12 protein-coding genes are annotated in these 12,357 nt (G+C 62.6%); 7 read left to right on the top strand and 5 right to left on the bottom strand.

Annotated features, from left to right (window positions below; translation table 11 throughout):
- Positions 1-316: 316 nt before the first annotated feature.
- From PFX91_RS16105 to PFX91_RS16125, 5 genes are all read right to left on the bottom strand, one after another.
- A complete protein-coding gene (locus PFX91_RS16105) occupies positions 317-982 on the bottom strand; it encodes a hypothetical protein (RefSeq protein WP_285732715.1) in 666 nt (221 codons plus the stop codon).
- 235 nt (positions 983-1,217) lie between these two features.
- Positions 1,218-1,883, bottom strand: a complete 666-nt coding sequence (locus PFX91_RS16110; RefSeq protein WP_285732718.1) for a hypothetical protein — start codon at positions 1,881-1,883, stop codon at positions 1,218-1,220.
- A gap of 236 nt (positions 1,884-2,119) precedes the next feature.
- Positions 2,120-2,884, bottom strand: coding sequence for a transposase family protein (locus PFX91_RS16115; RefSeq protein ID WP_285732720.1), 765 nt, complete (start codon positions 2,882-2,884; stop codon positions 2,120-2,122).
- A gap of 212 nt (positions 2,885-3,096) precedes the next feature.
- Positions 3,097-3,813, bottom strand: a complete 717-nt coding sequence (locus tag PFX91_RS16120; protein ID WP_285732722.1) for a hypothetical protein — start codon at positions 3,811-3,813, stop codon at positions 3,097-3,099.
- An 18-nt stretch (positions 3,814-3,831) separates the two neighbouring features.
- Positions 3,832-4,038 carry a hypothetical protein gene (locus tag PFX91_RS16125; RefSeq protein WP_285732724.1) on the bottom strand — a complete coding sequence of 69 codons (207 nt, stop codon included), beginning with the start codon at positions 4,036-4,038 and terminating at the stop codon, positions 3,832-3,834.
- Between the two features lie 9 nt (positions 4,039-4,047).
- On the opposite strand from PFX91_RS16125, the gene PFX91_RS16130 reads away from it, so the two are divergent.
- The 7 genes from PFX91_RS16130 to PFX91_RS16160 all read left to right on the top strand — a co-directional run bounded on the left by PFX91_RS16130 (position 4,048) and on the right by PFX91_RS16160 (position 12,257).
- Entirely contained in the window at positions 4,048-4,743 is a 696-nt protein-coding gene (locus PFX91_RS16130; RefSeq protein WP_285732726.1) for a hypothetical protein, read from the top strand.
- A gap of 700 nt (positions 4,744-5,443) precedes the next feature.
- Positions 5,444-5,788, top strand: a complete 345-nt coding sequence (locus PFX91_RS16135) for a hypothetical protein (protein ID WP_285732728.1) — start codon at positions 5,444-5,446, stop codon at positions 5,786-5,788.
- 40 nt (positions 5,789-5,828) lie between these two features.
- A complete protein-coding gene (locus PFX91_RS16140) occupies positions 5,829-6,068 on the top strand; it encodes a hypothetical protein (RefSeq protein ID WP_285732730.1) in 240 nt (79 codons plus the stop codon).
- A 151-nt stretch (positions 6,069-6,219) separates the two neighbouring features.
- Positions 6,220-7,563, top strand: coding sequence for an SAVED domain-containing protein (locus PFX91_RS16145; RefSeq protein WP_285732732.1), 1,344 nt, complete (start codon positions 6,220-6,222; stop codon positions 7,561-7,563).
- A 115-nt stretch (positions 7,564-7,678) separates the two neighbouring features.
- Positions 7,679-8,692: an SMODS domain-containing nucleotidyltransferase gene (locus tag PFX91_RS16150; protein ID WP_285732734.1), complete on the top strand. Its 1,014-nt coding sequence runs from the start codon at positions 7,679-7,681 to the stop codon at positions 8,690-8,692.
- A complete protein-coding gene (locus PFX91_RS16155; RefSeq protein WP_285732735.1) occupies positions 8,689-10,443 on the top strand; it encodes a ThiF family adenylyltransferase in 1,755 nt (584 codons plus the stop codon). Before PFX91_RS16150 ends, PFX91_RS16155 begins: the two co-directional genes overlap by 4 nt.
- Before the next feature lie 824 nt (positions 10,444-11,267).
- Positions 11,268-12,257, top strand: a complete 990-nt coding sequence (locus PFX91_RS16160) for a universal stress protein (RefSeq protein WP_285732737.1) — start codon at positions 11,268-11,270, stop codon at positions 12,255-12,257.
- Positions 12,258-12,357 lie beyond the last annotated feature (100 nt).

Below are 12,357 nucleotides of genomic sequence, written 5' to 3' on the forward strand. Positions count from 1 at the left end.
ACAAAGCACGGGCCGTTGAAGGGCCCGTGCCTCCGCCTGTGACTGGGCCTTTCGGGGGCCCTGTGACTCCGCCGGTCAGTGGGCCGCTTTGAACGGCCCCTTCCGTGGGCGTTATCAGTGCAGGTCGTTCGGGCTCGGGGTGGGCCGATGAGAGCCCAGGCTTATACCCAGGCGGGGTCCTATTCACGTAGGCGGGCGGGGCCGCTTCGACAGGCTTGGGCGGGGCTGCCACGGCAGCCCGTTGGTCCACATGACAACCTCCTTCTGAACACCAGGAAAGGATTCTCATAAGGCAGACCCTCGTGGTCTGTAAGAGTCAAGACATCGGAAAAAGAACGGCTACGGGAAGGTCTCCGGTTTCGACCGTGGCCTGGTCGATGGACAGCCCACAGTAGTCCCCGACCGCAGAGAACACTGCTGGCAGGAGTTCTCTCTGATGCTGTTCCCAGTACAGTTCCACCTCGTCCTCTGTCGTGTCCAGTACGGAGGGGTAGACCGCCCCGGCTGCTTGCAACGCGGCATCGAGCGCTGACCCGCAGCCGGTGTCCTGTCCGTACTCCACGCTGACGATGTGGCCTTCGAGGGTGGCGTGTGAGATGTAGGGGGGCGGGTCGTCCATGTTTCTGCTCACGCAGATGGTTTCCACCCCGGCCAGCTCGGTCATCGGTGGGCCGCCGTGACGGTGCAGGTGCCAGGTAGCCATGCCCCAGTCCTCCAGCACATACACCCAGTCCCCGCAGATGCCGTACATGGCGTATCTGACGTCCCAAGGTTTGACCCCGTCGGGAAGGGTCACCGATCGCCGGTCCTTGTACAGGTAGCCTTCATCGAGCTGGAGGGGTTCTGCACCCAGACAGGTGAGGAAGTCCTCTGTGTCGATGTCTCGGGCCGCAGTGAGGGAGATACCGCCGAGCATTCCGGGGATGCGGTTGTTCGGTCTTTGGTCGCTGTATTCGCCGATCCATCGGATTCCATTGCTCATACGGCCACGGTAGTAGGTAGCGGACTTGGCACGTCACCGTATCCGATTTCTCGGTTGTCCTCGCTGGGCCACTTGGCTTGCTGATCGTGTCTTGTTTCTGGGGTAAAAGAATTCATGTTCCCTGTACTCCCGGAGGTTGGAGCACGGCTTTCGGGGCTGACCTGGGTGCAATTGCTTGAGGAAACTTTTGTTTCGAACCCGGTACACACCAGAGTCCTCTCCCGGTCTGTATGGGTTAGGACAGCATGGGGAGAACCGCCAGGGGAAGGTTGCCCGCTTCGACCGTGGTTTGGTCGATGGACAGCCCGCAGTAGTTCCCGACTGCGGAGAACACTGCTGGCAGGAGTTCTTTTCGATGCTGTTCCCAGTACAGGTGCACTTCGTCCTCTGTCGTGTCCAGTACGGAGGGGTAGACTGCCCCAGCCGTTTGTAGTGCGCCATCGAGCGCTGATCCGCAGCCGGTGTCCCCTCCGGACTCCACACTGACGATGTGGCCTTCGAGGGTGGCGTGTGAGATGTAGGGGGGCGGGTCGTGCCGGTTCAAACTCACACAGACGATTTCTGCCCCGGCCAGTGCGGACATCGGTGAACCGTCCCAATAGTGCAGATGCCAGGTCGCCATCTCCCAGTCCTCCAGCACGTACACCCAGTCCCCGCAGGTGCCGTACATGGCATAGTTGACGCGATCGGGGTGCATCCCCTCGGGAAGGTGCACTGATAGCCGGCCCTTGTACGGATAGTGCTTGTCAAGCTGCGCGGGATCTGCGCCAAGACCACTGAGGAAGTCCTCTGTGTCGATGTCTCGGGCCGCAGTGAGGGAGATACCGCCGAGCATTCCGGGGATGCGGTTGTCCGGACTCTGGTCGCTGTGTTCACCGATCCATCGGATTCCCTCGCTCATACGGCCACGGTAGTAGGTAGCGGACTTGGCACGTCACCGTATCCGGCGTTCTCGACTCTTGGGCCGACCAGCAGAGCGTGCGACTTGCTGATTATGCCTTTTTCTCGGGCTAAGGAGGCTTGTGTTCTGCGTAATTCGCAAGACATAGAGTGAACCTTTTTCATCCTGAAGATGCAGGTCACAGCCTCGTGTTCCGAGCCTCTAAAGAATCCGGCACGGAACACACTGAGCCTTTTTCATCCTGCTTCTTTGAGTTGAAGAACGAGCACGGCTCGGGTGATCTCTCCGACCCGCTGCGGGCAGCACCGCAGCCGACGTAGGACATCCCAGTTCTTGAGTTGCGCGATGGCCCTCTCACCAGGCGAGCGGAGCTTGGCGTGGGCGGAATTGGCGTCCTTCTTCCACTGCGGCTTGCCCCGGCCCTTGAACGGGCACAACACCGCCTCCGACAACCCCACGTACCCCTTGTCGCCCAGTCCGAGCAGGCCCGCGGCTTTGCTGCGTTCAGCGATCCTCCACACCCGGGCGGCCCTGGTGTCGTGCACCGATCCCAGCAGCGACCACGAGGTCCACAAGAGCTCCCCGTCCGGTGCGGCCACCACCTGGACGTTCATGCCGTGTTGCTTGTGCTTGCCGGAATAGAACGGGCGGTCGGCCGCCACGCGGTCGCAGGCGATCAAGGTGCCGTCCACGATCACGTATCCCCACCCTTTGCGGCGTGCTCGGCGTAGCCCTTGTCCGAGGGCGGGCGCTTGCTCAGCGAGCAGGGCCGTGGTCTCGCGCACGTAGCGCCAGGCGGTCGTGGTGCCCACCTCGAAACCGGCTGCGACCTGGGTGAACGTCTCGCCTTTGTACAGGTGGACCAGGACGAGTAGAGCCTGCTGCGCGGGGTTCAGGCGCCGCCATCGGGAACCGGTCTTCTTACGGTGGGCGCGGATGGTGCGGGCAGCCAGGTTCAGGGTTCGGCGTGACAAGGGCAGGCAGGCGCGGTAGAACAGCATGTGGAGCCTCTGGTGGGGCAGGTTTTCTTGGTCGTTAACCCGTCTACCAGGGGCTTCTTGCTGTCAGGGGTGGTTCCGGGGAGCTGGTACGAGGCTGTGACCTGCATCTTCAGGATGAAAAAGGCTCACTGTGATCCAGCGGAGGCCTGGCCGGTGAACCAGAACTGAGCCGCTTTGGGCCGAGGCTCTGAGCCTCGTGTGTGGAGCCTTTTCTATTCACCACAATCTGCTTTGTACAGCGTGGCTTTCGGATGGAACTCGGGTAGCTTCAGATCGGTTATTCGGACACATATCTGCCCGTGTCCTCCGACAGGCGGATACTCCACAGTCATGGTGCTCAGCAAGGCGATACCACTATCGGTATGGAGTTCTGCTGCCTGCGGTGTGCCAGCCACAGTTCCGGCCACGGTCCCGAACGCCAGGAGGTCGGCGCCGTCGTCGCAGGTTTCCTGGATGTCGATCCGCCAGTGCTCTTGTGCGGTGCTGATCAGGGCGCGGCTTCGGTGGCCGAGCCTGCCCAGCGCAGGACGGTGGACGTGAACGTGATCGGCGATCGCGCAGCACAGGCGGACTTCGTCCTGAGTGCGGAAGAATCCGGGGGAGGGCCGGAAGTTCAGTGCGTCCTCGATGAGTTCCAGCGCAGCCTCCTGTACTGCGCTGTCGCTCGTTTGCGCGATCTGGAGCAGGAAAGGAGTGGCCGACACGGCAGAGGGGAGGACGGTGCCGCTGTGATCGTGAATGATTCCTCCTCCGGCCAAGCGGGATGCCGCTGAGGCCGCCTCCAGGCGCCCTCGTGCGCGGGCGATGCTGCGAAGGCCTTCCCTGGCAGCTGCAGGGCGGTAGTAGTCCGCGGGACCGGGGAAAGAATCCCAGTCGACGGCTTCGACGGCATCGACCATGTCAGCGTTGTCCTGCCGTGTTCGTCTCATGTCCGCTCGTGCTCGGCGCTACTGCATGACGGTGCGGTGGGGATGTTCCGGGGAGGCGGGACAGTAGTGGAGACCCAGGGAATAGCCGCGGCTGATGACGAGGCGCTCCAGACCGCCCGGTTCCATGCTGCCGATCTGGAACAGGTGTTCCATGGGGGTGCCACACTCGCACTCGATGGGGACGGGGTCGGTGAGGCTCCAGCGGTGGTAGCCGCCGAGCTTCATACCTCTCCGGTGGGCAAGATCGTAAAAGTAGCTGGGCTTGAGGACCACGTGCCCAGTCTGGGGGACGTCTTCCTCCCACTCCTCAATGCGGACGGCGAGTTCTTCGGGCAGGAAGGCGTCGGAGGGGTAGTCGGTGATCTCCTCGAGAGCCAGGAGACAGGGCGGGAGCGTGTACTCCTGGGCGGCGGTGTGCGCGAGCGGTTGTTCCCGGAGCGGTCGCAGGTTCGCTGTGTCGTGTCGCGAGCGGATGGTGAGCCAGGGGGTGTAACCGTGCCCGAAGGCGTCAAGCGGCTGCGGATGGCGGTTAGGGCACCACAGGACCTGGAGGAGTTCGGCTCCCCCTGGGAGGGCGTGTTCGTCGGGCAGGTCACAGGCGAACAGTTGGAGCACCGGCTGCAGGGCGACGGGCGCGTCGAAGTGGGTTTCCTCGGCTCCCCGTGGGGCGTCGAAGCCGTAATGGAGGAATTCGCAAGTGGGCCAGGGTTCGTCGGTGGGCCACAGGAGAGGGCCGCCGACGGAGCTGTCCTGAGGTCCGGGTTTCCCAGGTGGGGGTGGAGCAGGAGTGCGGGTGTGCCGTACTCGTGGAGTTCGGGGAAGACGCTGAGGAGCTGGTCGCGTCCGGTCAAGACGGTGGATTCGGGCATGGAGGGAGCCTTGATCAGGGAGGTGGTGTTGTGTCAGGAGCAGGGTAGCTCTGCTGGGTGACAGCCTGGCCTGCGATGGGCCGTGGGGACGCCTGGCACATCTGGGCTGGCCCTGACCGGCCGTATCGGGGCAGCTGTGGGGTGCTGGTGGGCGGGCATGGCCCTGCACCGGTGCGGGCCCACAGGGTCATGGATCGGCAAAGTGCTCCGGCAGGTCAACCCCCACCTGCACCCACCTTGTACTGGGGAGCACACCAGGAGCACACATGGCCCAAAAACACCGCGAGGGCCTCGACTGAGGTCCTCACTCACCCCCTCTGACCAGGGGTTTTGTGGCGCACCCGGCAGGATTCGAACCTGCGACCGTCGGATTAGAAGTCCGGCGCTCTGGTGTTGCCACGTGTCATTTCGTGCCGTTGCGTGCCGCCCCATCCGATCAGCCGTGCCGTCTGAGACCGTGTGATGTCGTTTGGTGTCGTGTCAGTACAGAACTGCGGAGCATGAACGGAGCACACACGTGCGGCCGCTGGCGTCCGATGGCACCTCGCGAGGTCCCCACGAGCAGGGAGCCACCTTCCGTCACACGGTGAAGAGACCACCACCCACGCCCCCAAGAGATAGTGCCCATGTCATCCACGCCGTTGTTCTCCACCTACCGTCAGGGCGAACACCGCATCACCTTGTCCATGCTCCCGGTCTTCGAACGCGTCGGCCTGTTCCTGACCGAGGAGATCCTCTCCTGAGTCTCCAGCGAGTCCACCTTGAAGACGGTTGCCTTCACCAACCAACCCGCGACCGGAACGGGCTCGATTCCCGACGCACGGATCTCCGCTGACTTCACCTACCTGCCTGATGTCAAGATCGCCCATGGCACGGTCGATGAGAAACAACTGCGCGCCCACCTGAAAACCCTGGTGGAGGGGCCAAGGCAGTTGCTGTTCGTTCTCACACCCGATGCGACACAGCCACCGGTGACCGCCTCGCTGGCGGACCAGCGGCTGGTGTGGTTCAACTTCGCCGCGTTGCACGACGCCATCACCGCGGTCCTGGACGATGCCCTGCTCGCCCCGTCCGAGCGAGACCGGTTCCTGTTGCGGCAACCGTAGACCCTGTTCGACAACGACGGGGCTGCTCACCACCAACGAGGTGGTCGTCCTCGTCGCCGGCCTGGCCTACGACGAGTACCTGGACACCGGCGCCTACATCTGCCAGTCCTGCCGCTTCTTCCGGGACGGGTTGACCTACATGGTTTTCTACGCCCAGCAGGCCATCCATCCCGAGATCGCCCGTATCGAAGCCTGCGAGGATCAAGTGCCGTTCACCTATGTCGAGAGGTCGACCAGCGTGAGGCCAAAGGTGGAATCGATGTGCGTGTCGGCGCTGTGACCCGCAGCGCCCTGGACACGGGAGTACGGGAGGAAGGCGAGGAGTACATGGTGTTCCTGCCCCAGGCCCGGAGGATGCCGCGACCGTGGTGTTGGAAGCGCTGGTGGTCAACAACAAAGTGACAGCTTCTGGTCGTCCACGGGCACGGACGATGAGCCAGAGCTACGTGCCCTTGGCCAAACTGCGCCACACGGAGCGCAAACCAGTGACTTGGAGAGTCCCTGAGCTTTCTGATGGCCCAAGCGAGAAGCAGATTGTCGGTACCAGCAGTTACCGTTCGGGCATGGGCAAATCGGGGCCGAGCGAGGTCCGCCGTAAAGACATCGGCGACACCACGTACCGGAACATCTGGGTCAGGGCAGCAGGGCGTTGTGTCCTTTGCTCGACCTACCTCCTAGACGCGAGGTTCCACTATCACTCGGCCAAAGCGGTCGGCGAGGTCGCGCACAACGTCGGTGCCACCGACACAGCGGGATCCCCGAGAGGCAAGAGCGCCCTGACACTCGAGCAGCGTGCAGCGGAGGACAACCTCCTCCTGCTCTGTCACTCCTGTCACAAGGCGATCGACGATCCCGCGAACGTAGAGATGTTCACCCAAGAGTGGCTCTTGGCACGAAAGCTCGAACACGAACTCCGCGTCCACCGGGTCACGAACTTCGCGACACTGCAGAAGACGCTCGTTCTCGCCAACCGAGGCATGCTCCGCGGAGCTCCCATCTCCGTGACCGACCGGCAAATCACTGAGGCACTTGTAGACGCAGGTCTTGTGGCTCACGTGAGAGATGGTTGGCGCACTGACGTCGTCATCGAGCTCGACGACGAACCGTCAGCCCCTTACGCATGGGAGCGCGGTTGCCACCTGATCGATCGGGGAATCGAAAAACTGGAGACGGGAATCAAACAAGGCGGGATAGACCACGTCTCCGTGTTCGCGCTCACGTATATACCGTGGCTCGTCTACCTTGGCTCCCGACTGGACGACACTCTCACAGTGAAGGTCTTCGATCACGACCGCAAGGGGCGAGACCGGGCTTGGTGCTGGAAACAGCCGACAAGATCCCCGGTTTCCTTCGGGTCGATCATCGCAACCCCTGAGCCAGAGGACGCCGAAGAGGTCGTCGTGGTTCTCAACGTTTCTGGGACGGTCAAGACTTCCCGTATCCCCAAGAACCTCACGAATCTACCTGTCATCAAGCTCCGACCAGACGAGGAGACCCCCAAACCCGGGATTATCGAGACAGAAGTGGATCTCGACGCCGCAGCGGAGGCCTGGATCGGGCTGCTGGCGAAAGTAGAGGAAAAGTGGCCTAACGCGCGCATCCTCCATGTGATCGGCCCTATCCCTGCGAGCCTTGCGGTGCGTGTTGGCATGCACCGGATGAGAAGTGCCCAGGCCGAACTCATCGTTTACCACCTCGACGGTGATACCTATCATCCCGCCCCAGCCATCACTGATACGAACAACTTGCAGGACTGCGGAGTTTCATGCAATTGATCAAGTACTTCAACACATTCATACGTTACGCGATCAATCTCCCGCAAGGACGACTTGATGAACGTGTCGGTCGTGTGGAATCCATTTATGGCATGCCGGAGAACGAGGTCTCACGATGAAACTCACTAATTATTTCAACGTCCTGCTCAAGGAAACCGTCAATCTCGGCCAGGTGAAGCTGGACTTGCTCGACTCGCGCGTCGAGGCGGTCTACAAGGCGTTGAAGGCCGATGAGCAGATCGGCCCGCTCATTCTCGGTAAGACGCCCCAGGGGTCCTGGGCCCACAGGACCATCATCAACCCCGTCGGCAGCAACGAGTTCGACGCGGACTTCATGCTCGACATGAGCGAGAACCCGGACTGGTCCGACGACCCCAAGAAGTACATAGAGGAGGTCTACGCGGCTCTGCACCGCCACAGCACCTACGGCAACATGCCGCACTCACACAAGTGCCGCTGCGTCCGACTCGTCTACGCGAACTCTATGCACCTCGATATCGTGCCGCACCTGAACCTCGCCGATGGGCGCGAAGTCATCGTCAACCGCGACGACAACGACTGGGAGCTGACCGACCCCCAGGGCTTCACAGACTGGATGAAGAACAAGGACGAGCTCGCGAAGGGCAACCTTCGCAAGGTCATCCGACTGATGAAGTACCTGCGGGACCACAAGGCCTCCTTCACCGGTACCCGCTCCATCCTCCTGACGACCATGCTCGGTGAGCAGGTCACCGAGCTGCGCACGCTGCTGGACCCCAGCTACTACAGCGACGTCCCGACCGCCCTCCTGCACATCGTGAAGGACCTCGACGTTTGGCTCCAGGCGAACCCGAGCACGCCGCCTGTCGCCGACCCGTCGGGGTCAGGTGTGTACTTCGGGCACCGATGGGGTCCTGATCCCGAGAAGGCACAGGCGACCTACAGCTACTTCCGGGACCGCATCCATGTCCACGCCGCCGAAATCGAGGAGGCGTACAAGGAGAAGAACAAGGAGCGCAGCATCGAACTGTGGCAAGGTATCTTCGGCGATGGTTTCAAGGCTCCGGCCACCTCGTCCAACAGCGCGAAGTTCCCGGCAGCAGCCCCCGCCGCAGCTTCCACTGTGGAGCGTTCTGGCCGCGCGGGATGAGTCGTCGCAACCGTGCCGCACTCTCGGCCTGGCAGAACCGACTCGTTGGCGAGCTGAGGTCACTTGTTAGGGAGCACCCCCACCAGGTGCGGCTTGTCCAGCAACACCAGCTCGACGCTGACGGCGACGTCACCCTCAGACTCCGGCTCCGCACCGCCGATATCTCGCATCGCCCCGGCGGGCTAGAACTCGGAGACGAAGAGGAATTCATCATCAAGATTCGCCCTTCGATGTTCCTGCCCCCGAGTGCCGAAGTCGACCACACTCGCTTCCTCGGCTTCCCACACGTCCTCCAAGGGCAACGGCTCTGCATCTACTTAGACCCCTCTCGCGAGTGGCGTCCGTCCGCAGGAATGGCCGGATTCCTCAGCCGACTGTGGGACTGGCTCACCGATGCCGCCAGCGGAGCATTCGATCCCTCGACCGCGATGTACCACGCTGTCGGAGGAGTACTCCACCACGCCGATGGCACGCCCACCATTGTCGTCCGCGAGCCCCTCCTAGCGAAGCGGAACCAGATCGCTTGGCTCATCCCTCGCTCACCGCACCGCTACGACCTCACCTCCTCGACCGGCCGCGACGGACACCGCACGCCCGTCTTCGTGCTTGCGAGTGACCTCCCCTTCGGCGCGGCATCCACCTTCGCGCTGTTCCTGACACTCCTGGACGATCCGTACCTTGGCCGAGCCGAAGGACGAGCACCGGAGGTCTCACCCCAGTCGCCCGCGTTCCTCACATCACTCCTCGCCAGCGCTCTACGAAACCCTGACGGCACCGAGCAGTACTTCGTGCTTGCCGTACCCCATCCCGCAGGCGGACCACACCATCTTCTCGGCGGACGCCTCCCCACAGCGATCTCCGACGCCCTCCGGCGCATCGCCAAGAAGCACGGCACCGCGGTCAACCTCGATCCCGCGATCATCAACGCCGACATTCCCATCGAATGGTGCAACATGTCCGACGAACGGCAAGAGGTCACAACCCGACGCGACGATGACCGTCCCGTCAATGGATTCCAAGGAAAGACCGTTCACATCTGGGGTTGCGGCGGCCTAGGATCATGGATCGCCGAGTTCATCGCCCGCGCCGGTGCCACCACCATCACCGTCTGCGACCCCGGCACCATCACCGGCGGACTCCTCGTCCGACAGAACTACACCGAAGCCGACATCGGCCAGACGAAGGCCAACGCCCTCGCGGCACGCCTCCGCGCGATCCGCGACGACCTGACGGTCACAGTCGCAGAAGGAAGAGTCCCTGATCCAGCCGTCTCCCTCGCAGCGGACCTCATCATCGACGCAACCGTCAGCCACAGCATCACCACCTACCTTGACACCCCCGCCAGCGAAAAGCGCAAGACACTCATCGCCCAGGTCGCCACCGACGCCAGAACGGGAACGCTCGGTATCGCCAACATCTGCGCACCTGGTGCTATCTGTACACCGTCTGAGCTTGACGACCAGGCAGGACGCTCGGTAATGGCCGATGGCCAACTGGAGTTGTACCACCCACTCTGGGAAGAAGCAGCCGAGAGCGACGAACTGATCCCCACCAGAGGATGCTCCGTACCCACCTTCCACGGCTCGGCGGCAGACCTCGCAGCAGTTGCCGCAACACTCGTCAACATGATCGGCCTCCACCTCCAACAGACAGAGGCAGTCGTTTCGGGAACGCACCTTGTCGCCCTGCCACACGCGCCAGCCGGCCCACGGCACCACTTCCTTCCGGTTGCTTCGGGCAATCTCCCATGACGTGGGAAACATCGCTGCGCGCGTCGACGTCGCTGGCGACAACCTCCTACGCCGGGTCAACGCGGTACCTGATTCATCGCCGATGCAGCCGGGTACCCGCTTCCGTGCTGCTGCCTCTCGGCGGCCAGTGTTTCGTACCGAGGTTGGTGGAGGCTGTGGCTTGTGCCGGAAACACCTCCCGCCACTCGTATGCACCGAGCAGCAGTGGCTCTCTTTGGATCTCCCCGGTGAGAAATCGAGTAAGCGAGATGGCTGGCCTTTCGCGAATTTAGCCGAGTCCAGAGGAGAATATGGACAGGACCGGATCAGTGGTGGGAGTCTGGTCTCAGGCTGGCCCTGCCCTGGCCTCGCTCGGCACAGCGGCTTAGTTGAGGTGTTGCTGAAGCCGCTTCGGCTGCTTTTGTGGTACCCCGGCAGGATTCGACCTTAAAATGAGACGAGCACAGGGGCGAAAGTCCTTTTGTTTTGGGAAGGATGGAGCTGACGCCTTGTGGGCGCTTTGGTTAAACTTGAGCCATCGCTCAATACACGCATAGCTCGCATTCTTGAAAAATAGATAGTTATGGGTTTAAAGTGTGTGATCTGTTCACGCATTACTACCTCTTGGGGTAAAGAAATCAACACATTGGACGATGTATGGATACGGAAGTAGCCCAGCGCAGCTGACCGCTGTTCATCCGCGGTGTCGAAGGAGGTCGTCGCGGGCAAGGTCTATAACTGTTGTGCTCGTGACTTACCGAGCGTACTCATGGGATGAGGTAGGTCATGTCGACCTGCGGAGTCCGCAGCAACACCACAGCCGCATTGCAGGAGAGGACCACATCATGAACGATGCCGATGGCCCCCGCAGTGGGGCGCACGATACGACGGGCATCATCGTGGGAGTGGACGGCTCGCCCGCGAGTCGGGCGGCCCTGGAATGGGCGGCCCGGGAAGCCGCCGACCGCGGTCTGGAACTGGTGGTCCTACACGCGTTGAGCATGCCTGTGATTGGCGCGCCGCCAGGACACACGTTGCGGATGCCGCCGTCGCAGGAGCTCGCTGACTGGTCCACGCACCTGCTCCAGGAGGCCGTCGAACATGTCACCCGATCCCACCCTGGACTGGAGGTGCGCTACAGGACTTCCATGGTCGACCCAGCCCACGCCTTGCTCAAGGCCTCACGCACAGCCACGCTGGTCGTTGTGGGCTCACGTGGCCTAGGGGGTGCCGCTTCGGCTTTCCTGGGCTCAGTGAGCATCCGCGTCAGCGCGCACGCGCCCTGTACCGTCGTGGTGGTGCCGGCTCCTGGACAGGCCTCAGCCGATGAGAAGCGACGGGATCCGGAGGGTTACGGACGTGTGGTGGTGGGGCTGGACGGATCTCGTGATGCCGAGGAGGCGTTGTACTTCGCCTTGGAGGAGGCCGCCCGTACCGGTGCAGAACTTGTCGCGGTGCACGCATGGACGGTGTCGGTGCCTCTGGGGCTCACTGCGTTTGCGGCAGAGGCCTACGCCGCTGAACGCGAGGATCTCGTTGTGCACGCTGAAAGGTATGTCCGGGACGTGGTGGAGGAGGCACGTCGTAAGTACACCGAAGACGTCCCTGTCCGCTTCGAGGTGGTAGAGGATCAGGCAGCCCACGCACTGCTGTCCGCGGGCGAGGACGCCGACCTCCTTGCAGTGGGATCGCGAGGACGCGGAGGTTTCACCGGGTTGTTGCTGGGATCGGTCAGCCAATCGGTGCTGCACCATGCTCGGGTGCCGGTGGCCGTGGTGCGTTCCGTACCTAGAAGAACGGTGGCTGATCACCGGACCTGGCGCGGCCACGGCTGAGATCTTCTCCTCATGAAATGATGAGCGCTTTGGCCGAGAGTGCGGTTGTGGACCTGCCTCGAATACACGCCTGGTACGGCTGCGACTCCTCGGACAGCAG

The organism is Nocardiopsis sp. ATB16-24 (assembly GCF_030271535.1).
Classification (GTDB): domain Bacteria; phylum Actinomycetota; class Actinomycetes; order Streptosporangiales; family Streptosporangiaceae; genus Nocardiopsis.